The sequence below is a fragment of the Kitasatospora sp. NPDC101157 genome, assembly GCF_044768255.1.
Classification (GTDB): domain Bacteria; phylum Actinomycetota; class Actinomycetes; order Streptomycetales; family Streptomycetaceae; genus Kitasatospora.
The window spans coordinates 216,966-239,692 of record NZ_JBIWPL010000001.1; the positions used below are offsets into that span (position 1 = coordinate 216,966).

Annotated in this window: 16 protein-coding genes; 13 read left to right on the forward strand and 3 right to left on the reverse strand. The window is 71.6% G+C overall.

Annotated elements, in window-relative coordinates:
* The first annotated feature begins 145 nt into the window (after window positions 1-145).
* Both ACIRVF_RS01020 and ACIRVF_RS01025 read left to right on the forward strand, forming a co-directional pair.
* Window positions 146-1,630, forward strand: coding sequence for an amino acid permease (locus ACIRVF_RS01020; RefSeq protein ID WP_402811911.1), 1,485 nt, complete (start codon window positions 146-148; stop codon window positions 1,628-1,630).
* Window positions 1,631-1,758: 128 nt separating this feature from the next.
* A complete protein-coding gene (locus tag ACIRVF_RS01025; RefSeq protein ID WP_402811914.1) occupies window positions 1,759-3,165 on the forward strand; it encodes a glycosyltransferase 87 family protein in 1,407 nt (468 codons plus the stop codon).
* Between the two features lie 117 nt (window positions 3,166-3,282).
* On the opposite strand, the gene ACIRVF_RS01030 is transcribed toward ACIRVF_RS01025, so the two are convergent.
* Together ACIRVF_RS01030 and ACIRVF_RS01035 are read right to left on the reverse strand one after the other, a co-directional pair.
* Window positions 3,283-5,034 (reverse strand): penicillin-binding transpeptidase domain-containing protein, encoded by a 1,752-nt coding sequence (locus ACIRVF_RS01030; RefSeq protein ID WP_402811917.1) that lies wholly within the window; start codon window positions 5,032-5,034, stop codon window positions 3,283-3,285.
* Between the two features lie 199 nt (window positions 5,035-5,233).
* Complete coding sequence (locus tag ACIRVF_RS01035; RefSeq protein ID WP_402811919.1) at window positions 5,234-7,018, reverse strand: dolichyl-phosphate-mannose--protein mannosyltransferase; 1,785 nt, start codon at window positions 7,016-7,018, stop codon at window positions 5,234-5,236.
* A 105-nt stretch (window positions 7,019-7,123) separates the two neighbouring features.
* Between ACIRVF_RS01035 and rsmI the strand changes: the two genes are divergently transcribed.
* The 7 genes from rsmI to ACIRVF_RS01070 all read left to right on the forward strand — a co-directional run bounded on the left by rsmI (window position 7,124) and on the right by ACIRVF_RS01070 (window position 15,074).
* Window positions 7,124-7,993: a 16S rRNA (cytidine(1402)-2'-O)-methyltransferase gene (rsmI, locus tag ACIRVF_RS01040; RefSeq protein ID WP_402811922.1), complete on the forward strand. Its 870-nt coding sequence runs from the start codon at window positions 7,124-7,126 to the stop codon at window positions 7,991-7,993.
* Between the two features lie 236 nt (window positions 7,994-8,229).
* On the forward strand, window positions 8,230-8,664 hold the full coding sequence (locus ACIRVF_RS01045; protein ID WP_402811924.1) for a hypothetical protein: 435 nt from the start codon (window positions 8,230-8,232) through the stop codon (window positions 8,662-8,664).
* A gap of 122 nt (window positions 8,665-8,786) precedes the next feature.
* Window positions 8,787-10,406: a methionine--tRNA ligase gene (gene metG, locus ACIRVF_RS01050; protein ID WP_402811927.1), complete on the forward strand. Its 1,620-nt coding sequence runs from the start codon at window positions 8,787-8,789 to the stop codon at window positions 10,404-10,406.
* The gene (locus tag ACIRVF_RS01055) at window positions 10,406-11,284 is read left to right on the forward strand and encodes a TatD family hydrolase (protein WP_402811929.1); all 879 of its coding nucleotides are present in this window, start codon (window positions 10,406-10,408) and stop codon (window positions 11,282-11,284) included. The genes metG and ACIRVF_RS01055 overlap by 1 nt, the downstream gene beginning before the upstream one ends.
* Window positions 11,285-11,343: 59 nt before the next feature.
* A complete protein-coding gene (gene rsmA, locus ACIRVF_RS01060) occupies window positions 11,344-12,225 on the forward strand; it encodes a 16S rRNA (adenine(1518)-N(6)/adenine(1519)-N(6))-dimethyltransferase RsmA (protein WP_402811931.1) in 882 nt (293 codons plus the stop codon).
* Entirely contained in the window at window positions 12,222-13,139 is a 918-nt protein-coding gene (locus tag ACIRVF_RS01065; protein ID WP_402811934.1) for a 4-(cytidine 5'-diphospho)-2-C-methyl-D-erythritol kinase, read from the forward strand. Before rsmA ends, ACIRVF_RS01065 begins: the two co-directional genes overlap by 4 nt.
* Window positions 13,140-13,259: 120 nt before the next feature.
* Entirely contained in the window at window positions 13,260-15,074 is a 1,815-nt protein-coding gene (locus ACIRVF_RS01070; RefSeq protein ID WP_402811937.1) for an ABC-F family ATP-binding cassette domain-containing protein, read from the forward strand.
* Window positions 15,075-15,096: 22 nt separating this feature from the next.
* On the opposite strand, the gene ACIRVF_RS01075 is transcribed toward ACIRVF_RS01070, so the two are convergent.
* On the reverse strand, window positions 15,097-16,986 hold the full coding sequence (locus ACIRVF_RS01075; protein ID WP_402811939.1) for an FUSC family protein: 1,890 nt from the start codon (window positions 16,984-16,986) through the stop codon (window positions 15,097-15,099).
* A 318-nt stretch (window positions 16,987-17,304) separates the two neighbouring features.
* Here ACIRVF_RS01075 and ACIRVF_RS01080 point away from each other — a divergent pair, with 318 nt between their 5' ends.
* From ACIRVF_RS01080 to ACIRVF_RS01095, 4 genes are all read left to right on the forward strand, one after another.
* Window positions 17,305-17,883: a hypothetical protein gene (locus ACIRVF_RS01080; RefSeq protein ID WP_402811941.1), complete on the forward strand. Its 579-nt coding sequence runs from the start codon at window positions 17,305-17,307 to the stop codon at window positions 17,881-17,883.
* Window positions 17,884-17,923: 40 nt separating this feature from the next.
* On the forward strand, window positions 17,924-19,594 hold the full coding sequence (locus tag ACIRVF_RS01085) for a WXG100 family type VII secretion target (RefSeq protein ID WP_402811944.1): 1,671 nt from the start codon (window positions 17,924-17,926) through the stop codon (window positions 19,592-19,594).
* 99 nt (window positions 19,595-19,693) lie between these two features.
* The gene (locus ACIRVF_RS01090; RefSeq protein ID WP_402811946.1) at window positions 19,694-21,043 is read left to right on the forward strand and encodes a S8 family serine peptidase; all 1,350 of its coding nucleotides are present in this window, start codon (window positions 19,694-19,696) and stop codon (window positions 21,041-21,043) included.
* Window positions 21,044-21,234: 191 nt separating this feature from the next.
* Window positions 21,235-22,512 (forward strand): S8 family serine peptidase, encoded by a 1,278-nt coding sequence (locus ACIRVF_RS01095; RefSeq protein ID WP_402811949.1) that lies wholly within the window; start codon window positions 21,235-21,237, stop codon window positions 22,510-22,512.
* Window positions 22,513-22,727: the final 215 nt, after the last annotated feature.

Sequence of the window (22,727 nt, forward strand, 5' to 3'; positions counted from 1 at the left end):
GCCGATCGGTATTGTTTGTTTGCGACACTGGTGTCTTCGCGGGGTACTGTCCCATGTTTGTTCGGTTGGTCCCCCATGACACCTCCCACGTGCCTCCGGTGACCGGCCGCTAGGACACCCTCCCTCGCCTAGAAGGACCGCAGTTTTGGCCAGCAACACCCTCGGTGCGCGTCTGCTGCGACGCAAGCCCGTCTCGACCCTGATCGCGGAGAGTGAGGGCCACGGCCTTCCGGCCGGTGCACCTGAGGAGGGCGGACGCTCCGGCATCCACCTGCGCCGCTCGATCGGCCTCTGGCAGCTGTCCGCGATCGGCATCGGCGCCACCATCGGCACCGGCATCTTCTTCGTGCTCAACAGCGCCGTGCCGCAGGCCGGGCCGGCCGTCATCCTGTCCTTCGTGATCGCCGCGGTCACCGCCGGACTCACCGCGCTCTGCTACGCCGAGATGGCCTCGGCGATCCCGGTGTCGGGCTCCTCGTACTCCTACGCCTACGCCACCCTCGGCGAGGGCGTCGCCTTCGGCGTCGGCATCTGCCTGCTGATGGAGTACGGCGTCTCCGCCTCCGCGATCGCGGTGAGCTGGGCCGAGTACCTGAACAAGTTCTTCGACCTGACCTTCGGGTTCAGGATCCCCGAGCAGCTCTCCGGCGCCCCCGGCGGCGGCCACTGGTTCAACCTGCCGGCGCTGCTGCTGGTGGCCATGGTCTGCTTCCTGCTGGTCCGCGGCGTCAGCGAGTCGGTGAAGGTCAACGCGGCCATGGTCGGGATCAAGATCCTCATCCTGCTGCTGTTCATCGGCGTCGCCCTCACCGGCTTCCACTCCGGCAACCTGACCCCGTTCATGCCGCTGGGCATCGGCGGCGTGCAGATGGCCGCCTCCAGCATCTTCTTCTCCTTCATCGGCCTGGACGCCGTGTCCACCGCCGGTGAGGAGGTCAAGAACCCGCGCCGCACCCTGCCGCTGGCGATCATCATCTCGCTGGTGGTGGTGACCCTGCTCTACATCCTGGTCGCCCTGGCCGGCATCGGCGCCCAGCCCTGGAACAAGTTCGACGGCCAGGAGGCCGGGCTCGCCCAGATCCTCCAGGACATCACCGGCCAGAGCTGGCCCGCGATCGTCTTCGCGGTCGGCGCGATCATCTCGATCTTCAGCATCACCCTCGTGGTGATCTACGGCCAGACCCGCATCCTGTACTCGATGGGCCGCGACGGCATGCTGCCCAAGCGCTTCGCCCAGCTCTCGCCGCGTACCGGCACCCCGGTCTGGAACACCCTGGTGGTCGGCCTCGGCGTGGGCGCGCTGGCCGCGTTCATCCCGCTCAACGTCCTGGCCGACATCACCAGCCTGGGCACCCTGATCGCCTTCTCGGTGGTCTCGGTCGGCGTGATCATCCTGCGCCGCACCCAGCCCGACCTGCCGCGCGGCTTCAAGGTCCCCGGCTACCCGGTGGTCCCGCTGATCAGCGTCGGCTTCTGCATCTACCTGATCACCGGCCTGCACGCCGACACCTTCCGGGCCGGGGCGATCGCCCTCGCCGTCGCCGTGGTCGTCTACTTCGGCTACAGCATCAAGCACTCCCGGCTGGAGCGGGCCGAACAGCAGCTCCCGGCCGAGACCAACGCCGGCTGACCGTGCCGTTACCCAATCGTGAAGGGCCGCCGCCAGGTACGACACCGGGCGGCCCTACGCGCGTAAACCCCGGGCGACGGCCCGACGCGATGGCGACAGGGCCCGTCCCGCACCCATAACCTTCCACCATGGTGAGCACCCGCACGCCCGGCTTCTCCCGCCCGCGCGGCCGCTTCACCGGCCGCGCCAGAACGCCGGCCCCGTCCATCAGCGCCGAACCGCCGTCCAGACCGGGACGGCCGCCGAGGAGTTCCTCCACCCGGCCGTTCCCCCGACAGCGTGTTGAGAGCACCTTTCCACCCACGCCCGATCGGTGGAATCCCGCCCGGCTCGCCTCGCTGCGCTGGGTCCAACTGCTCGGCTGCCTGATCGCGGCCGGCTGGGCCGCCGCCTTCCCGCTCGTCTCCGACCTGGCCAACCAGCGGCTCTGGGGCCTCGTCGCGGCCCCCGCCTACGTCGTGGCCGGGCTTTTGTGCCTCACCCTGCCGCGCCGCTACGCGGCCGAGGCCGCCGCCGTGGTCGCCCTGCTCGGAGCCGTGCTGGCCCCGCTCGGACTACTCGCCGTGACCGGCCGGCACCAGTCCGAGGTGATGGTGGTCGAACGCTCGGCCCACCTGCTGCTCACCACCGGCGACGTCTACCTCCCGCACCCGGTGGTGGTCACCGACTACAACCCGTACCTGCCGGCGATGTCCCTGTTCGGGCTGCCGCGCCAGCTGCTCGGCAACTCCACCGCCTTCGCCCGGGTCGCCGGGGACGCCCGGATCTGGTTCGCCCTCACCTTCGTCGCCTGCCTGCTGGGCGCCTGGCGGCTGCTGCGGCCGTCCCGCGACCGGGCACCGCTGCTGCCGCTGGCCGTCCTCACCGCCTCGCCGCTGATAGCGCTCGCCCTCGTCGTCGGCGGGGTGGACCTGCCGCTGATCGGGGTCTGCTGCCTGGCCATGGCGCTCGCCGAGCGGGACCGCACGGTCAGTGCCGGGCTGGTGCTCGCCCTCGCCTGCAGCCTGAAGTGGACCGCCTGGCCCGCGCTACCGGTGGCCGTCCTGCTGCTGTGGCGGCTGTACGGCCGCCGGCCCGCCGCCCGCACCGCGCTGATCGGCGTCGGGGTGAGCGCGGCGGTGCTGCTGCCGTCGGTGCTGACCCAGCCGCAGGCGCTGCGCGACCAGGTGGTGCGTTTCCCGCTCGGGATGACCGCGATCCGCACCCCGGCCGGCAGCCCGCTGCCCGGCAAGGTGCTGGCCGGCTTCGGGCCGACCGGGCACTCCGTCTCGCTGGCGCTGATGACCACGGCCCTGATCGGGGTGGCGATCTGGCTGCTGGCCCGGCCACCGGTCTCCGCGATAGCCGCCGCCGACCTGCTGGCCGCCGGCCTGGCGATCGCCTTCACGCTCGCCCCGGCGGGGCGGTTCGGGTACCTGGCGCTGCCGGCCGTGCTGATGATCTGGCCCCGGCTGGCGGCCCGGCGCTGGAGCAGCCGCCGTCCGGTGCCGCCGCGCCCGCTGCCGGACGTGCCGGCGCCCGCCGTGCGGCGTTGAGCCGGGCCGCCGACGGGGGCCGTGCCGCGGCGCTGAGCCGGGCTGCCGACGGGCCGTGACGCGGCGGAGCCCGCCGCGCCGGTGACGGCGGGGCGGGCTCCGGTGCGTGCCAGGCCCTTAGTGGCCGGCCTTGAGCAGCGAGGCGACGGCCGGGCCGGCCGCGTCCACGCCGTGGCCGCCGCCCTGGACCTCGGCGGCGACCGCGAGGTTGCCGCGGAAGGCGGTGAACCAGCTGTTGGTGGTGGACGCGCCCTGCACCTCGGCGGAGCCGGTCTTGGCGCCCGCGTTGTCGGTGATCCCGGCCATCACCTGGCTGGCCGTGCCGCCGACGGCGGTGGCGTTCATCATCGCGCGCAGCTTGGCGGCGACGTCCGGCGAGATCTGCCGGGCCGCCTGCTGCTGCGGCAGGCCGGCGACCAGGATCGGCTGCTTGAACGAGCCGCTCTGGACGGTCGCCGTGATCGAGGCCATGGCCAGCGGGTTCATCTGGACCTTGCCCTGGCCGATGTAGTTCATGGCCTGCTCGTCCTTGCTGCCCGGGGTCGCCGGGATCCTGCCGTCGGCGTTCGGCAGTCCGGTCTTCCACTCCTGCCCGATGCCGTACACGTCCTTGGCGGTGCCGGCGAGCGTCTCGGGCTTGAGGCTGGTCAGGCCCTGGTTGATGAAGGCGGTGTTGCAGGACACCATGAAGTCCTTCTGGAGCGTGTAGTCCGGGTAGGCGCCGGGGAAGTCGTTCGGGATCGCCACCGGGTTGCTGCTCTTCTCCGGGCAGGCGACCGGGGAGTCCGGGCTGAGCCCCGCCTCCAGCAGGGCCGTCGAGGTGACGATCTTCATCGTCGAGCCGGGGGCGAGCAGGCCGGTGAAGGCCCGGTTCTGACCGGTGGCCGGGGCGTTGGCGAAGGCCAGCACCTGCCCGGTGCTCGGCTCGATCGCGACGATGGAGCCCTGCTTGCCGCCCAGGTCGGTCATCGCCTTCTCGGCGGCGGCCTGGAGGGTGTTGTCGATGGTCACCTTGAACGGCTTGCCGGGCTTGGGCTCGACGATGGTGAACAGCTTGTCCGCGGCGGTCTTGCCGGACGGGTCGGTGATCACCACCGCGCTGCCCGCGTCCTGGTCCTTGTTCGGGTCCGGCGGCAGCAGCTTGCGGGCGTTGTCCTGGAGGCTGGCCATCAGCGCGGGGGTGAGCGAGGCGCCCTGCAGCGCCTTGCCGTTGCGGTCCACCAGGGTGGACGGCGGGGCGAAGACCTGCTGGGTGGCGATCGTCTCGTTGCCGGACAGGTGGGGGTGGATGACCGAGGGCGCCCAGTGCACGGCTGGGGTGTTGTCGCTCATCTTCACGACGTTCAGGAAGCCGTTGTAGTCCCAGACCCGGCTGGTGCCCTCGAACTCTGCGCGGGCCTTGAAGCCCATCAGCACGCCGGTCGGCCCGGGGGCGGGGGACGGCGAGTCGCTCGCGCCGGCGGTGCCGGTGGCCGACGGGCTCGCCGAGGCGGCGCCGGTGGGCTTGGCCGGGGAGGGCGTGCCGGTGGCCGAGGCGAAGGCCTGCGGGGTGGCCGGACCGGCCGGGGTGAGGGTCAGCGCGCTGGGCTTCACCTGGGTCTTGAAGGCGGTCAGCGCGGTGGTGGCGGCCGCCGGGTCGTCCGTGAGCGAGGCCGCCTTCGCGATGTCGCCGGAGGCCCAGGCCGCCAGGAAGTCCTTCGCACCGCTCGCCGCCTGGTCGGCCGAGGGCGGGTCGGCGACCACCGTGCGGGGCTTGTCGCCGGACCCGGACTCCGAACCGCCCATCAGGCTGTACGCCCCGTAGCCACCGCCCGCGAGGACGACGACGGACACGCCGGTGATGATGCCGATCTTCGCGCCACTGCGCATGGTGCAAATCCCCCAGGGGTCTCGCGGCCGGGCGCAACCGGCGGGGCCGGAAACGCGGTACGTGCACCACCCTAGGCAGCCCTGATGAGGACGCCGACGAAACGCCGGGGACTTGTGACGGATCTGGTACGTGTCGTGGACCGGGTACGGACGTCCCGGGGGAACGGTGTGTCGGCCGTCTCCCGGCCGGGTCGGCGGCTCAGATCCAGCTGTTGAACCACATCCGGGCGCGCCAGTCCTCCAGCGGGATGGTCTGCCCCGTGAACAGCGGGAAGAAGTACAGGAAGTTCCACATGATCAGCAGCACCAGCAGCCCGGCCGTCGCGGAGCCGATGATCCGGCGGTCCCGGGAGGCGCCGGCCGGTCCGATCAGCGCACCGATCAGCATCGTCACGGCGAGGACGAGGAACGGGACGAAGACCACCGCGTAGAAGAGGAAGATCGTCCGCTGCTGGTACAGGAACCACGGCAGGTAGCCCGCGGCCAGGCCGCACAGCAGGGCGCCCGCCCGCCAGTCCCGCCGGAACGCCCAGCGCCACAGGCAGTAGACCAGCGCCAGCACGGCCGTCCACCACAGCAGCGGGGTGCCGATGCCCAGCACCTCGCGGGCGCAGTCGGCGGCGGTGCAGCCGTCCTGGCCGTACTTGGGGGACTCGTAGTAGAAGGACACCGGACGGCCCAGCACCAGCCAGGACCACGGGTTGGACTGGTAGGTGTGGGGGTCGGTCAGGTGGGTGTGGAACTCGTAGACCGTCGAGTGGTAGTGCCACAGGGCGCGCAGGCCCTCCGGTATCCACGGGTAGTCGGTGGAGCGGCCGACCGCCCAGTCCCGGCCCCAGCCGCCCCGGCCGGGCGCGTTGCTGCTGGCGAACCAGCCCCACCAGGAGGCCAGGTAGACGGCCACCGAGACCACGACGACCGACACGAAGGCCGGCACGACGTCCCGGGCCAGCACCGCCAGGTACGGGCGCGGGGCCCCGGCCAGCCGGCGGGCGCCGACGTCCCACAGCACGGTCAGCACGCCGAAGGCCGCCGCGACGTACAGGCCGCTCCACTTGGTGGCGCAGGTCAGGCCGACGCAGACGCCGGCCGCGATCCGGTACGGGCGCCAGCCCAGGTTGATCCGCTGGGCCGACGCCGGGTCCGCCACCCCGCCCAGTCGCGCCGCCAGCCGGGCCCGGGTGCGGTCCCGGTCCAGCAGCAGGAAGCCGAAGGCGGCGAGCATCCAGAACATCACCACCAGGTCGAGCAGCGCCGTCCGGCTGAGCACCAGGTGCAGGCCGTCCACCGAGAGCAGCAGGCCGGCCACGCAGCCCAGCAGGGTGGAGCGGAACATCCGGCGGGCGATCCGGGCCAGCATCAGCACCGACAGGGTGCCGAGGAGGGCCACCGCGAACCGCCAGCCGAAGGGGTTCATGCCGAACAGCTGCTCGCCCGCGCCGATGATCCACTTGCCGACCGGCGGGTGCACCACGTACGACGCCGTCGCGCGGTACGGGACGGCCGCGCCCGGCGTCATGATCGTGGTGTTGGCGTCCTCCGGCCAGTTGATCTCGTAGCCGCCCTGCCAGAGCGCGTAGGCGTCCTTGGCGTAGTACGTCTCGTCGAAGATGATCGCGTGCGGCTGCCCGAGGTCGGTGAACCGCAGCAGCCCGGCGAACACCGCCACCGCGACCGGGCCCAGCCAGCCGGACCAGCGGCACAGGAAGTACCAGAGGCCCTGCGGCAGCCTGATCCCCAGGCGCAGCAGCACCGGGGACTGCGGGACGTCGGGCGTCGTCACCCCGGGACCGTCCGGCATCGGCGGGACCAGGCGCTCGGTGAGCGTGCCGGTCGGGCGGGCGCGGTAGCCGTGTCCGGCCAGGCGCTCCCGCCAGCTGAGGGGGGACGGGGATCCGGGTGAGCGGGGGGACGGCAGGCCGGCACCGCCCTGCGCGGAGTGGTCCGTACCAGTGGGCGCCTGCGCCGCCGTGTCGCCGTTCATCCGCCACATCGTAGGGGCGCTCCTCGTACGCGTGAGCGGTCCCTCGGAAGCTGCCCGAATCGTCACCAAAAGCCCAGGCGCCCGGGAACTGCAAGGATGGGGCCCGTGACAGGAGTACTCGTTCTCGCAGGCACCCCCATCGGCGACGTCTCGGACGCCCCGCCCCGGCTGCTCACCGAGCTGGCCACGGCGGACGTGATCGCGGCCGAGGACACCCGGCGGCTCCGCCGGCTCACCCAGGCGCTCGGGGTGACCCCGGCCGGGCGGGTCGTCTCCTACTTCGAGGGCAACGAGGTCGGCCGCACCCCCGAACTGGTCGAGGCATTGCTCGGCGGCTCCCGGGTGCTGCTGGTCACCGACGCCGGGATGCCCTCCGTCTCCGACCCCGGCTACCGGCTGGTGGCGGCGGCCGTGGCGGCGGACGTCAAGGTCACCGCGGTGCCCGGGCCGTCCGCGGTGCTCACCGCGCTGGCGCTGTCCGGACTGCCGGTCGACCGCTTCACCTTCGAGGGCTTCCTGCCGCGCAAGACCGGCGACCGGGCCCGGCAGCTGGCCTCGATCGCGGCCGAGCCGCGCACCATGGTCTTCTTCGAGGCGCCGCACCGGATCGCCGAGGCGCTCGCCGCGATGGCCGAGGCCTTCGGGCCGGAGCGCCCGGCCGCGGTGTGCCGCGAGCTCACCAAGACCTACGAGGAGGTCAAGCGCGGGCCGATCGGCGAACTGGCGGCCTGGGCGGCGGAGGGCGTCAAGGGCGAGATCACCGTCGTGGTCGCGGGCGCCCCGCCGGCCGCGCCCCGGGAGCTGACCCCGGCCGAGCTGGCCCGGCTGGTGGCCGTCCGGGAGGAGGCCGGGGAGCGGCGCAAGGAGGCCATCGCGGCGGTCGCGGTCGAACTGTCCGTGCCCAAGCGGGAGGTCTTCGACGCGGTGGTCGCGGCCAAGAAGGAGGCCTCGGAGGAGGCCCTGAAAAAGGGGTGAATCCCGGGGGTTGCGGGGCGGACGGGGAGTCGTACCGTGGAGAGAAGGCCCCGGTAAACACCCCCTGAGCTGAAGTTTCGGTCCTGGTGGAGGGGCTCCGGGAGGCCCTTCGTATAGGGCTTGCCAACCCGCCTCCAAGCTTTCACAAGAGGGGCGTCGGCCGGGGCGGTCCGGGCATTTCCTGGAATGGGAAGACCCAGCCGGGCGAGCGCCCGACGGGCAAGTGGGAGTTGGCTATGAGCGACACGATCGGTAGCCCCCGCAGTGGCAACGCGCTGAACGTCCCCGGCCTGGCGGGGCGGGCGCACACTCCCGTCGAAACCGTGCGGGAGGCCTACTCCTTCGCGTGCCTGCGCTGCGGGTACGGCTGGGAGCAGGCGTACGACATCGAGCACCACGTGGCCAAGGACGGCCACATCGTGTTCGAGTACCACGCCAACGGTGTCCGGGTACCGTCCCCGCTGCTCAAGCCGACCTGCCCGGGATGCGGTGGCCACACCGTCCGGATCATGCGCGAGGGCCGGGTGGCCTCCGCCGACCAGCCCTGGCAGCACGCCCCCGGCTACCCCGCGCACGCCGAGCCGGCCGGACCGCCCGCGACGCCCGCGGTGTCCGGGCCCGTGAAGCCGCGCGGACGCTGGGCCCGGTTCTGGGCGCGGCTGCTGCGCTGACCGCCGGACCGGGCGCGGACCCGGGGCCGCCCGCCGCGAGCAGTGCGGCGGGCGGCCCCGCCGCACCACCGGGCCGGAACGCGGTCGAGGGGTGCGTACGGGCCCGACTAAGCTTTCCGACCATGGCGGCCACTGCAGACCACAGCACCACCGGGGCGAGCGCCCCGGCGTACTACGTTTCCACTCCGATCTACTACGTCAACGACCGTCCCCACCTGGGCCACGCGTACACCACCGTGGCGGGCGACGTCCTCACCCGCTGGCACCGCCAGCGCGGCGAGAAGGTGTGGTACCTGACCGGCACCGACGAGCACGGCCAGAAGATCATGCGGACCGCCGAGGCCAACGGCGTCAGCCCGCAGGAGTGGTGCGACAAGCTGGTCGAGGAGGCCTGGAAGCCGCTCTGGCGGCACCTGGAGATCGCCAACGACGACTTCATCCGCACCACCGAGGAGCGGCACACCGCCCGGGTGCAGGAGTTCGTCCAGGACCTGTACGACAAGGGCGAGATCTACAAGGGCGGCTACTCCGGCCCGTACTGCGTCGGCTGCGAGGAGTTCAAGCTCCCCGCCGAGCTGCTGGACGGCGCCACCGAGGACGAGAAGCTCTGCTCCGTCCACAAGAAGCCGGTCGAGTGGCTGGAGGAGGAGAACTACTTCTTCCGGCTCTCCGCCTACGCCGAGCGGCTGCTGGAGTTCTACGCGGCCAACCCCGACTTCATCCAGCCGGCCTCGGCCCGCAACGAGGTGCTGCGCTTCGTCGAGCAGGACCTCAAGGACCTCTCGATCTCCCGCTCCACCTTCAACTGGGGCGTCCCGCTGCCCTGGGACGAGAAGCACGTCCTCTACGTCTGGGTGGACGCGCTGCAGAACTACATCACCGCGGCCGGCTACGGCAGCGACCCGGAGCGCTTCGCCGAGCTGTGGCCGGCCTCCGTGCACCTGGTCGGCAAGGACATCCTGCGCTTCCACGCGGTGATCTGGCCGGCCATGCTGATGGCCGCGGGCCTGCCGCTGCCCAAGCGGGTCGTCGCCAACGGCTGGCTGATGGTCGGCGGCGAGAAGATGTCCAAGTCGAACCTGACCGGCATCGCGCCCACCGACCTCACCTCGCACTTCGGCGTGGACGCCTACCGCTACTACTTCCTGCGGGCCATCCCGTTCGGCACGGACGGCTCGTTCTCCTGGGAGGACTTCACCGCCCGCTACACCTCCGAGCTCGCCAACGACTTCGGCAACCTGGCCTCCCGGGTCGCCGCGATGGTCGGCAAGTACTTCGGCGGCGCGCTGCCCGCCTCGGCCGCGCACGGCGACGCCGAGCAGGCCGTCGCGGACGGGCTGCGCACCGCCGTCGAGGTCGCCGACCGGAAGATCGGCGAGGAGCTGGACTTCGCCGGCGGCCTCGCGGCGGTCTTCGAGTTCGTCAAGCAGGTCAACGGCTACCTCACCGAGCAGGAGCCGTGGAAGGTCGCCAAGGACGAGTCGGCCGAGGGGCAGGCCCGCCTGGCCACCATCCTCTACACCGCCGCCGAGTCGCTGCGCGGCACCGCGGTGCTGCTCAACCCGGTGATGCCGTCCACCGCCGAGAAGCTGTGGGCCTCCCTGGGTGCCGCCGAGGGCCTCGGCGCGCTCGCCGCCCAGCCCGTCGCCACCGCCGGTGACTGGGGCCGGCTGCCCGCCGGTGCCACCGTCACCAAGGGCGAGATCCTGTTCCCGCGCCTCGAAGAGAAGCCGGCCTCCTGATGCCCGCCAAGGACGACGACCGGTCGACCCCGCCGCCGCTGCCGGAACCCCTGGCCGTGGCGGTGGCCGACTCGCACACCCACCTCGACATGCAGGCCGGCACCCCGGCCGAGGGGCTCGCCCGGGCCGCCTCGGTCGGGGTCACCACGGTGGTCCAGGTGGGCTGCGACGTGCCCGGCTCGCGCTGGGCCGCCGAACTGGCGGCCTCGTACGAGCAGGTGCACGCGGCCGTCGCCCTGCACCCCAACGAGGCGCCGCGGATCTTCCTGGGCGACCCGGACGGCTGGTCCGGGCAGCAGCGGCCCGCCGGCGGACAGGCGGCGCTGGACGAGGCGCTCGCCGAGATAGACGCGCTGGCCGCCCTGCCCCAGGTGCTCGCCGTCGGCGAGACCGGCCTGGACTACTTCCGGACCGGGCCGGAAGGCGTGGAGATCCAGAAGGAGTCGTTCCGCCGTCACATCGAGATGGCCAAGCGGCACGGCAAGGCCCTGGTCATCCACGACCGCGACGCCCACGAGGACGTCATCGCCGTCCTGCTGGCGGAGGGCGCCCCGGAGCGGACGGTCTTCCACTGCTACTCGGGCGACGCCGAGATGGCCAAGGTCTGCGCCGAGCACGGCTGGTACCTGTCCTTCGCCGGACCGGTCACCTTCAAGGCCAACCAGCCGCTGCGCGACGCCCTGCTGGCCACCCCGCTCGACCGGATCCTGGTCGAGACCGACGCCCCCTTCCTCACCCCGCACCCCTACCGGGGACGGCCGAACGCGCCGTACCTGATCCCCGTCACGGTGCGCTCGATGGCCGCCACCCTGGGCCTGCACGAGGACGAGCTGTCGGCGGCCGTCGCGGCGAACACCGCCCGGGCCTTCGGGTACTGAGGCGCCTCCGCGGGATCGGTGCGTCGGGGCGCCGGCCCGTGCGCCCGTATCCTTGGCGCGTGAGCACCACCGACCCCACCCCTGACAGCCACCTGCTGGGCGCCGCCGACATCCGGGAGCTGGCGGCCGCGTTCGGCGTGAAGCCGACCAAGCAGCGCGGGCAGAACTTCGTCATCGACGGCAACACCGTGCGGCGGATCGTCCGGGCCGCCGAGGTGACAGAGCAGGACGCGGTGGTGGAGGTCGGGCCCGGGCTCGGCTCGCTGACGCTGGCGCTGCTGGAGGTGGCGCGGCACGTCACGGCGGTCGAGATCGACCCGGTGCTCGCCCAGCACCTGCCGGACACCGTCGCGGCCCGGATGCCCGGCAAGGCGGACGCCTTCGACCTGGTGTTCAGCGACGCCATGGAGGTCGCCGAGCTGCCCGGGCCGGCGCCCACCGCACTGGTCGCCAACCTGCCGTACAACGTGGCCGTGCCCGTCCTGCTGCACATGCTGGCGACCTTCCCCAGCATCGAGCGGACCCTGGTGATGGTGCAGAGCGAGGTCGCCGACCGGCTCGCCGCCAAGCCCGGCAACAAGGTGTACGGCGTCCCGTCGGTCAAGGCCAACTGGTACGCCGAGGTGAAGCGGGCGGGCGCGATCGGGCGCAACGTCTTCTGGCCCGCCCCCAACGTGGACTCCGGACTGGTCTCGCTGGTCCGCCGCGAACCGCCGAAGACCAGCGCCAGCCGCACGGAGGTGTTCGCGGTGGTCGACGCCGCCTTCGCCCAGCGCCGCAAGACCCTGCGCGCCGCGCTGGCCGGCTGGGCCGGCTCCGCCGCCGGGGCCGAGCAGGCGCTCGCGGCCGCCGGCATCGACCACAAGCTGCGCGGCGAGATGCTGACGGTGGAGCAGTTCGCCGCGATCGCCGAGCACAAGCCTGCCAAGGACAGTGAGTGATCACCGTACGGGTACCGGCCAAGGTCAACGTCCAGCTCGGGGTCGGCGGACTGCGCGCCGACGGGTTCCACGACCTGGCCAACGTCTTCTTCGCCGTCGCGCTGGGTGACGAGGTGACGGCGACCCCGGGCGAGGGCGTCACGCTCACCTGCTCCGGGCCCGACGCCGACGCCGTCCCGCTCGACGACAGCAACCTCGCCGCCCGCGCCGTCCGGCTGCTCGCCGCCCACCACGGGATCGCCGACCCGGGCGTGCACCTGCACATCGCCAAGGCCATCCCGGTGGCCGGCGGCATGGCCGGCGGCAGCGCCGACTGCGCCGCCGCGCTGGTCGCCTGCGACGCGCTGTGGAAGCTCGACACGCCCTTCGAGACGCTGCTGGAGCTCGCCGCCGAACTGGGCTCCGACGTGCCGTTCGCCCTGCTCGGCGGTGTCGCGCTGGGCCGCGGCCGGGGCGAGATCCTGGAGCCCCTTGCCGTCTCCGGCACCTTCCACTGGGTCTTCGCGGTCGCCGACGGCGGGCTGTCCACCCCCGCCGTCTTCCGCGAGTGCGACCGGCTGCGCGAGGAGGCCGGTACCGGCTCCAGCGACACCGACGTCCGCACCCCCGACGCCGACCCGGCGCTGCTCGCCGCCCTCGCCGAGGGCGACGCCGTCGCCCTGGCCGCCGCGCTCGCCAACGACCTCCAGGCCGCGGCGCTCTCGCTGCGCCCCTCGCTGGCCGCCACCCTGCGGGCCGGCACCGAGGCCGGCGCGCTCGGCGCCCTGGTCTCCGGCTCCGGGCCGACCTGCGCCTTCCTGGCCAAGGACGCCGAGGCGGCCACCGCCGTCGCCGCGGCCCTGCTGGCCTCCGGCACCTGCCGGGCCGCGCACGCCACGTACGGGCCGGTGCCCGGGGCCGCGGTGGTTTCCTGACGCGTCCGGGGCTCTCGGCCGGGCCCATTAGGCTGGGGTGATCGGGGAGCCCCCGAGAGGGGGCGCCCACCGCCGAGGGCGGGCCGCCCCGCGACCGCCGAACCCAGGAGCGCAGCACACGTGGCCGTCAACCTCGCCACCATCGAGTCCGTCACGAAGGTCTACGGCACCCGCACCCTGCTGGACGCGGTGAGCCTGGGCGTGAGCGAGGGCGACCGGATCGGCGTCGTCGGCCGCAACGGCGACGGCAAGACCACCCTGATCCGGATGCTCGCCAAGCTGGAGGAGCCCGACGGCGGCCGGATCACCTGGAGCGGCGGCCTCGAACCGGCCGTCCTCACCCAGCACGACTCGCTCGACCCCGAGGCCACCATCCGGCACGAGGTCATCGCCGACCGCGCCGACCACGAGTGGCTCGGCGACGCCCGGATCCGCGACATCGTCGAAGGCCTCTTCGGCGGCCTCGACCTGCCCGGCTTCGCCGACGGCCTGGACACCGTCATCGGCCCGCTCTCCGGCGGCGAGCGCCGCCGCATCGCCCTCGCCAAGCTGCTGCTCGGCTCCCCGGAGCTGATCATCCTCGACGAGCCCACCAACCACCTCGACGTCGAGGGCATCAACTGGCTCGCCCAGCACCTGCAGAAGCGCCGCTCCGCGCTGGTCTGCGTCACCCACGACCGCTGGTTCCTCGACCAGGTCTGCACCCGGATGTGGGACGTCCAGCACGGCGAGGTGCACGAGTACGAGGGCGGCTACTCCGACTACGTCTTCGCCCGCGCCGAGCGCTCCCGGATCGAGGCCGTCGAGGAGCAGAAGCGCCAGAACCTGGCCCGCAAGGAGCTCGCCTGGCTGCGCCGCGGCGCCCCCGCCCGCACCTCCAAGCCGCGCTACCGGATCGAGGCGGCCAACGCCCTGATCGCGGACGTGCCGGAGCCCCGGGACAGGAGCGAGCTGATGAAGTTCGCCAACGCCCGGCTCGGGAAGACCGTCTTCGACCTGGAGAACGTCACCGTCAAGGCCGGTCCCAAGCTCCTCCTGGAGAACCTCACCTGGCAGCTCGGCCCCGGCGACCGGATCGGCCTGCTCGGCGTGAACGGCGCCGGCAAGACCTCGCTGCTGCGCGCCATGCGCGACGCGTACGCCTCCGAGGGCGACGTGCAGCCGGCCTCCGGCGTGATCAAGGTCGGCAAGACCGTACGGCTGGCCTACCTGTCGCAGGAGATCGCCGAACTGGACCCGGAGACCCGGGTGCTGCAGGCCGTCGAGCAGGTGCGCTCGCGGGTCGACCTCGGCAAGGGCCGGGAGATGAGTGCCGGGCAGCTGTGCGAGCAGTTCGGCTTCGGCAAGGACAAGCAGTGGACGCCGGTCGGCGACCTGTCCGGCGGCGAGCGGCGGCGGCTCCAGCTGCTGCGGCTCCTGATGGACGAGCCCAACGTGCTGTTCCTCGACGAGCCGACCAACGACCTGGACATCGAGACCCTCAACCAGCTGGAGGACCTGCTCGACGGCTGGCCCGGCTCGATGGTCGTCATCAGCCACGACCGGTTCTTCATCGAGCGGACCACGGACGTCGTCCACGCGCTGCTCGGCGACCGGAAGATGCGGATGCTGCCGGGCGGCGTGGACGAGTACCTGGAGCGGCGGGCGCGGATGGCCGCCACCGCCGCCGCTGCGACTCCTGCGCCGGCCGCCTCGGGCGCCCCCGCCGGTGAGACCCTGTCCGGCGGGGACCTGCGCGCCGCGAAGAAGGAGATGCAGAAGCTGGAGCGGCAGATCGCCAAGCTGGACGAGAAGGAGTCCAAGCTGCACGCCCAACTCGCCGAGCACGCCGCCGACTTCTCCAAGGTCGCCGAACTGGACGGGCAGCTGCGCGCCGTCCGGGAGGAGAAGGAGGAGCTGGAGATGAGCTGGCTGGAGCTGGCCGAGCAGGTCTGAACCGCCGCCTTCCGCGCCCGAACTACCGCTTCCTGAGCAGCAGTTCGAGTTCGTCCGCCGCACGGCCCAGCGCACTGAGCGCCGGGTCGTGCGGCGCACTCGGCCGGGCCGCGGGCCTGGTCGGCGGCCGGTGCGCCCGGGCCGCCGCGGTCAGTTGGTCCAGCGCCCGGCGGACCCGCTCCGTCTCGGCCGGATCCGGCACCCGTCCGCCGTACCGGATCTGCGCGGCGAACGCCGCCACCGCGCCGCCGAGCCGCTCCAGCGCGGCCGTGGCCGGCAGCCACTGCTCGGCCAGCCGGCCGGTCGGCGGGGGTTCGGCCAGGCCCTGCCGCACCTCCTCCCGGGCGTCCGCCAACGACCGGTAGGCCGTACGGCGCAGCCACACCTCGCCCGTCCTCCGGTGGTCGGTCACCGCGTCCAGGTAGGCGCGCAGCGCGGTCGTCGCGGTGACCAGCCGGGGCTCGATCCGGTGGCGGGGGCGCTCCGGCCACAGCAGGTAGCCGAACAGCAGCACCACCGCGCTCGCCAGCACGCTGTCCAGCACCCGGGGCCAGAACTCGGCCGCGCTGCTCTGCCCGCCGAGTTGCAGCAGCACCAGCGCCATCGGCGTCATCACCACGGTGTTCAGCCCGTAGTGCACCGCCGTGGCGTACGGCAGCAGCGCGACGCAGAGCGCCGCCATCGCCGTCAGCGCCCACTCCTCGGTGGTCAGCGACAGCAGCGCCGCCGTCACCACCACACCGAGCACCGTGCCGACCGCACGGCTCACCGCGCGCAGGAACACCGAACCGAGATCCGGCTTCAGCACGAAGGCGATCGTCATCGGCACCCAGTAGCTCTTGCTCAGCGGGAAGTCGGCCGTCACCACCGAACCCGCCGCGATGCACAGCGCCACCCGCAGGCCGTACCGGACCGACGGTCCTGACAGCAGCCCGGCCCGCAGCCGCCACGGATCCGGCGGGGGCGCCGCAGCGGTGCCGATCCGCGCCGGGCGGCCCGCCACGGCCTCGGCGGCGGCCCGCAGCGCCTCGTCCAGCGCCTGCCGGGCCGGGGTGTCCGGCCGCCAGTCCGGCACCTCCACCTCGCCGCCGCCCCGCCGCACCGCCTCCGCCAGCCGCCCCGGCACCGCGGCCACCTCCGCCGGCACGGGCCGCCAGGCCCACAGCAGGCCGGTCGCCGCCTCCGTCGCGGCCAGGGCCGCCTCGTACATCGGGCGCAGGCCGGCGCGTTCCGCCCGGCCGTGGTTCGGCAGCAGGTCCTGCAACCGGTTCAGCCGGGCCGTCAGCACCCGGCGGGACTCCGCGCCCCGCGCGGTACCCAGATCGGCGAGGGTGCGGCCGAGCGCCTCGTACACGGCGGCCAGCGCCCGGTTGCGCGGATCGGCGGCGGGCCGGCGGTGCGCGGTGGCCGGCAGGCCCAACAGCACGACCAGAGCGGCACCGGCCGGCATCATCGGCGCCGCCGCCCACCACGGCGACGGCAACGGCATCCCACTGCCCAACGCGGCCGACACCAGCAGCAGCATCCCCGCCGCCGACCCGCGCGGGCCGGTCGCACTCGACGCACCCGACACGAACGCCGTCAGCGTCAGCCCCGCACCCAGCCCGGCCGCGCCCACGTGCGCGTGCTGCAACGCCGTACCGACCAGCATCCCCAGCGCCGAAGCCGCCACCGCCGACCCGATCCGACCCGCCCGCAGCAGCGTCGGCTCGTCCCGGTCGTTCATCGTCGCGTGCATCGCCCCCAGCGCGGCGAACACCCCCAGGTCCAGCCGGTGCGCCCACAACCCCGCCGCCAGCGGCACCAGCAACCCGACCGCCGCCCGCACCATCAGCACCACCGGCACCGGCGGCCGCTCCGGCCGCACGGCACGGGCCCACCAGGGGGTCGGGATCTGCTCGTGCGCAGGCATGCCGTCACGTCCGTTCTGCGGCCTCGGGTCGCTGCTGTGCGACATTGCGCGGCAGATGGGGCGTACCGGGCCAGTCTACCCAGCGGCCGGAAGCGGGTTGTACGTGTCAAGTTCGTACCGATCGAGCCCGGGCAGGGCAAGGTCCCTGCCGGTCCGACAGGGGCGGTGGCTACGATGGCTGAGGCGGAGGACCGCCCTCAGGGCGGGCGGTCGAACCGACCAAGACGGTAAGACCAGGAGAAGTTGACGGTGTGTTGCGGCGGGGAGCGCCCGGGAGTCGCCCGGGGACCTGGCCGTACGGGGGAGAGGTGGATTGCTGTGACGGATCCGAGTACGCCGACCGCGGGGGCGAACGCGGGGACAACCCCGCCGGCCACGCCGGACGCAACGCCGTTCATGCTGGACGGGCCGACGATCCCGCTGCCCTGGGGGCACGGTTTCAACATCGCCCCCGTCGTCAGCGCCGCGCAGACGAGCGTCAGCGCCAGCGACTTGGTGGCGGCCTTCGGCAAGCAGGACGTCAAGGTCGAGATCGACACCCTTACCGTGTTCGCGAAGAAGATCGAGGCTCTGCTCGCAGCGATGGAGGGTTCGGAGGCAGCGCCGTACAAACTCGAAGCACAGACCTTGACTCAGCAGAGCTTCGTCAGTGGCAGCACCCCTGACAGCTTCCCGGAAGCGGTCTCCCTGTCCAGCACCTACGGCAAGGTTCACGCCCAGCTCGTCAAGCTGCACAAGGACTTCGTGTCGCAGATCACTGCCATGCAGAAGGCGGTCACGACCACAGAAGGCAACTACCGGACCAACGAAGACAGTGCGACCGCCGCCCAGAACGCGGTCGCGCGCAGCGCTGGTGTTACGGGGACGAACGGACCTGCCGGCAAGTACGACTTCTGATGGCGGGCGCAGACGGTTCACGGGGAACGGGGAGGAAGTAGTGGCAGGCGAAACGAATTTTGAAGGTCTGGACCATTCCGTCCTTCATGGCATGGTAAACGGCACCAGCCCCCAGACGGTGCTTAGTCGCGGCACCCAGCTGCAGGCAGCTGGACGTGTTCTGACAGAACTCAGCGCTGCGCTCAAGTCGCATCTCAGTAACGTCAACTGGGAAGGTCAGGCTGCAGAGAACTTCAAGACGTGGGCCGGGAATCTGCAGCAGTCCGCGGAGAAGTTGGGTGCCTACTCCACCGGCGCGGGCAATGCCATGCACCAAGCAGGCGAAGCACTCAGCACTGCAAAGGTCGCCATGCCAGCGGTGCCTACGACCGACATGGACACGGTCAGCAGGCACGCGGGTCAGACGGTTGACCAAGCGGCCTACACGACGGCCGGCTTCATGCCCGAGGGGGCAACCCCCGCGAACCTCGATTCGATCATGCAGAAGCGTAAGCCGGGCTGGGTTACCCAAGCCGAGTTCCAGGCCGCGTCACAGCGGGTCTACCAGGCGCACCAGGAAGCCGTCCATCAGATGGAGAACCTGGCGCAGGCATATGCGGCGGCTACGACGACGCTGAACGGACTCGGCGACAACGTGGTGCTTCCGGGGACGCCTGATTCGAGCAGCAACAAGGACGACTCCACCACTGCCTCGGGTGCCAGCGGCGGCTATGCCGGTTCCGGAGGCGCCATTCGCAGTCCACGAACAAGCGCTGGCAGCACAGGTGGGAGCGTTCGCCCGGCTAGCGGTGGCTACAGCGGTGGATCCAACCCTGCCACCTACCACGAGACCGGAACGGGCACCTGGGACACCAGTAGGTCAGGGCCCACCGGACCGGTTCCTCCGCACGGCGGCGGCCAGTTGCCTCCGCCACCGCAGGACCCGGGCTCCTCGATCCCGCCGTTCCACCCGTCGGACCCGATCACCCGCCCGGGCACGGGCCTCGACAGCCTCCCGACCCTGCCGGACCAGACCTCCCCGGTCGGTCCCGGTAGTGGCCCCGTCCTGCCGAGCGGCCCCAGCGGAACTCCCGCCTACCCGGGTGGCCCCGGTGGCCCCGGCAGTCTGCCCGGCCTGCCGGGCGGCGGGCCCATCGGCGGCTTCCCAGGCGGAACCAGCGGTGGTTCCGTTCCAACCAAGGGCATCGGCAGCGTCCCGGGCAAGGGCGGCGGCTCGGTGCCCCTCCGCACCGGCCCGTTCAACGGCGGCTCGGTTCCCGGCAAGGCCGGCACCCCGGGCCTGCCCAGCGGAACGGTCTTCGGCCGCGAGGGTGCAGCGAGCGGCGGCCGGGTCGGCGGATCGTCCATGGGCAGCGGGATGGGCATGCACCCCGGCATGGGCGGCGGCCATGGTGTCGGTGCCGGCGGTGTCGGCGGCTCGCGCGGTCGGGGCCTGACCTCGACCGCCGGCGGAACGGTCGGCGGCCGCAAGGGGCCTGCCGCCGGTGGGGAGTTCACCCCGGGCGGTACCGGCCTGCGCAACCGTGCAGGTGCAGCGGGCGCCGCCGAGGGCGGGTCCCGATCCGGGCAGAACGGCATGATGGCCCCGGGCGCCGGCGGCCACGGCGGCAAGAAGGACCGCGACCGCCGCAACCGCGCGGACTACCTCCACGAGGACGAGGAGACCTGGACCAGCGGTACGCCGCACAGCAACCCGGACGTGATTGAGTAGGACCGCAATGTCTGCCCGGCCACTGGGCTCACCCAGTGGCCGGGCAGACCTGTTCGGAGCACGCTTCCCGGCCTGCGGGGAGGCTGACGAGGAGTTGTGATGGGGCGGACGGAGGCGCAAGTGCGTTGGCGGGCTGCTGCTGTGGCGCTACTGGCTGCGGGAGTCGTAGTTGGCCCGGTCGCACCGGCCGTTGCTGAGGACACCATCCGTCAGCAGCAGTGGCACCTGGAAGCCATGCACGCCCCGGAGATGTGGAAGACGTCCAAGGGACAGGGCATCACCGTTGCGGTGATCGATGGCGGCTTCAAGCTTGATCATCCGGACCTGGAGGGTCAGTTCCTTCCAGGTAAGGACTTCAGTGGCAGCCCTGGAGGTGTGGGGTCCTTCGGCGATGGACACGGCACAGCCATGGCCAGCCTTATCGCTGGAACTGGAAAGGGCATGGGAGGAACAGGCGCCCAGGGCCTGGCCCCCGGCGTCAAAATTCTTCCGCTGAAGATTAACAACGGCTCTGTCGGCGCGCTGGTCTCCTCGGACTTTCTGCGGCAGATCGGACAGGCCATCAACTACGCAGTCGAGCAGGGCGCAAAGGTCATCAATATCTCCCAGGGCATGGAAGCGGGAACTACCGTGCCGGAGGACGTGGCTAAGCTGAACAGCATCATCGCTGCAGCTAGGGCGAAGGGTGTCCTGATAGTTTCTAGCGTTGGGAATGAAGCGCAGAAGGGGAATCCGGTTGAATATCCGGGAGCCCTTCCTGGCGTCGTGGGTGTAGCGGCGCTCGATCACGACGCATCCGTCACGTCTGAGTCCGAACAAGGCCCGCAGGTTGCACTCGCCGCGCCCGGCCTGGACATGATTGCCGCCTGTACTTCCCCTACGGGCTATTGCAAGAGCCATGGCACGTCTGATGCTGCTGCATTGGTTTCTGCATCGGCAGCGCTGGTTTGGTCGGTGCACAAGGACTGGTCAGCGAACCAGGTTTTGCGGGTTCTCATCAATACGGCGGGCAAACCGCATGACGGGAGTGTTCGAAATGATCTCGGCGGCTACGGCTCCGTGCGCCCCCGGGTCGCGTTGACAGATCCGGGGGATCCCGGCCCGGCGGATGTGTCGCCGATTCCGGTCGCGCCCGTGCCCACGGCGAGTCCATCTGCATCTGCGACTTCGCCAGCTCCTGCGTCGTCGTCGAGTCCGGGCGACGGCCCGTCCGAGGTGGCGGTGGGTGTGCCGACGTCACAGCCGAAGGCTGAGGCGTCGTCCGGGTCGGGCAGCGTGTTGCCGGTCGTGGGTGGCGTGGTGGCCGGGTTGTTGGTGGTGGCTGGGGTGGTGTTCGCGGTGTTGAGGCGGCGGAAGGATGCTGTGCCGCCGATGAACTCGGTGATTCTGCCGCCTCCTCCGTCGGAGCAGCCGTCGGTGCCGCCGGAGGACAATCCGTACGTGAGGTAGGCGGTCGGTCGTACGACAACATCTGCCCGGCCGCTGGGCTGACCCAGTGGCCGGGCAGACCCGTTCGGACACGCTTTCCCGGTCTGCGGGGAGACTGACGAGGAGTTGTGATGGGGCGGACGAATACGCGAGCGGGTCTGCGGGTCTTGGCAGCGGCGCTTGCGGCAGCTGGAATCGTGGTCGGCCCCGTCGTGACCCCCGCGACTGCTGATGGCCTGATTCGTCCCGATCAGTGGCATTTGGATGCCATGCACGCCTCGGAGATGTGGAAGACCTCGAAGGGGGACGGAATCACCGTTGCCGTGGTCGACGGAGGTTTCAAGCTGGACCACCCAGACCTGGAGGGGCAGTTCCTGCCCGGCAAAGACTTCAGCGGTGGCTCCGGTGATGTTGGTACATACGGTGATGGGCATGGCACTCAGATGGCCAGTCTCATCGCCGGGACCGGAAAGTCCAACGGCGGTACAGGTGCGTACGGACTTTCTCCCGGAGCCAAAATTCTTCCGCTAAAAATCAACAACGGGACTGTCGGGCCGGTGGTATCGACTGAATTCCTCGGTCAGATCGGGCAGGCCATTACGTACGCGGTCGAACAGGGCGCCAAGGTTATCAACGTCTCGCAAGGGATTTCTGCGGCGTCCGCCTCGCCCGGCGACGTGGAAAAACTGGACAAAACTTTGGCTTGGGCGCGACAGAAGGGCTCGCTGGTCGTATCCAGTGTCGGCAATTCCGCCCAGTCGGGGAACCTGGCTGAGTATCCGAGCGCACTGCCCAACGTTGTTGGAGTGGGTGCGGTCGATCGCAATGTCGTTGCGACTTCGGAGTCCCAGCAGGGGCCGCAGGTAATCCTTGCTGCGCCAGGCGTGGACATGATCGAGGCTTGTACCGGCAAGACTGGTTACTGTAAGAGCCACGGAACTTCGGATTCCTCGGCCTTGGTGTCTGCATCAGCGGCCTTGATCTGGTCGGTGCACAAGGACTGGAGCGCGAATCAGGTCCTCCGAGTTCTCATCAATACCGCAGGAAAGCCCACCGACGGGTCGGTTCGCAACAACGATGTCGGATACGGGGTCGTTCGGCCTCGGATCGCGCTGACGGATCCGGGGGATCCCGGTCCGGCGGATGTGTCACCGGTTCCGGTTACGGACCCCGTGTCAGCGGCGGGCGCGTCTGCGTCCGCCGGTTCGTCGGCTCCGGCGTCGAGGATGCCGAGTCCAGCCGGAAGCTCGAGTGATGTGGCGGTGGGCGCACCCTCTGGGCAGCCGAAGGCTGAGGCGTCGTCCGGGTCGGGCAGGGCGCTGCCGGTCGTGGGTGGCGTGGTGGCCGGGTTGTTGGTGGTGGCCGGGGTGGTGTTCGCTGTGGTGAGGCGGCGGAAGGCGGCTGTGTCGCCGGGGGGCGCGGTGGCCGTGCCGCCTCCGCCGTCGCAGCAGCCGTCGGTGCAGCCCGAGGACAACCCGTACGCGCGGTAGCCGGTCGTCGGATCTGACGCCGCGGGCCTGCGGTACTTCGCGCGGCATCGTCTGCCCGGCCACTGGGTTCGCCCAGTGGCCGGGCAGACCTATTCGGGCATGCGTCCCTGGGCGCAGGGGGAGACGACGAGGAGTTGTGATGGGGTGGACGAACGTGCGAATGCGTTGGCGGGCTGCAATCGCGGCGGTTCTGGCGGCGGGAGTCGTAGTCGGCC

Bases quoted from the DNA above. Each gene is read 5' to 3' on its own strand.
- ACIRVF_RS01025 (WP_402811914.1), top strand. From the start codon at position 1,759: ATGGTGAGCACCCGCACGCCCGGCTTCTCCCGCCCGCGCGGCCGCTTC.
- ACIRVF_RS01030 (WP_402811917.1), bottom strand. From the start codon at position 5,034: ATGCGCAGTGGCGCGAAGATCGGCATCATCACCGGCGTGTCCGTCGTC.
- ACIRVF_RS01035 (WP_402811919.1), bottom strand. From the start codon at position 7,018: ATGAACGGCGACACGGCGGCGCAGGCGCCCACTGGTACGGACCACTCC.
- ACIRVF_RS01045 (WP_402811924.1), top strand. From the start codon at position 8,230: ATGAGCGACACGATCGGTAGCCCCCGCAGTGGCAACGCGCTGAACGTC.
- metG (WP_402811927.1), top strand. From the start codon at position 8,787: ATGGCGGCCACTGCAGACCACAGCACCACCGGGGCGAGCGCCCCGGCG.
- ACIRVF_RS01055 (WP_402811929.1), top strand. From the start codon at position 10,406: ATGCCCGCCAAGGACGACGACCGGTCGACCCCGCCGCCGCTGCCGGAA.
- ACIRVF_RS01075 (WP_402811939.1), bottom strand. From the start codon at position 16,986: ATGCCTGCGCACGAGCAGATCCCGACCCCCTGGTGGGCCCGTGCCGTG.
- ACIRVF_RS01090 (WP_402811946.1), top strand. From the start codon at position 19,694: ATGGGGCGGACGGAGGCGCAAGTGCGTTGGCGGGCTGCTGCTGTGGCG.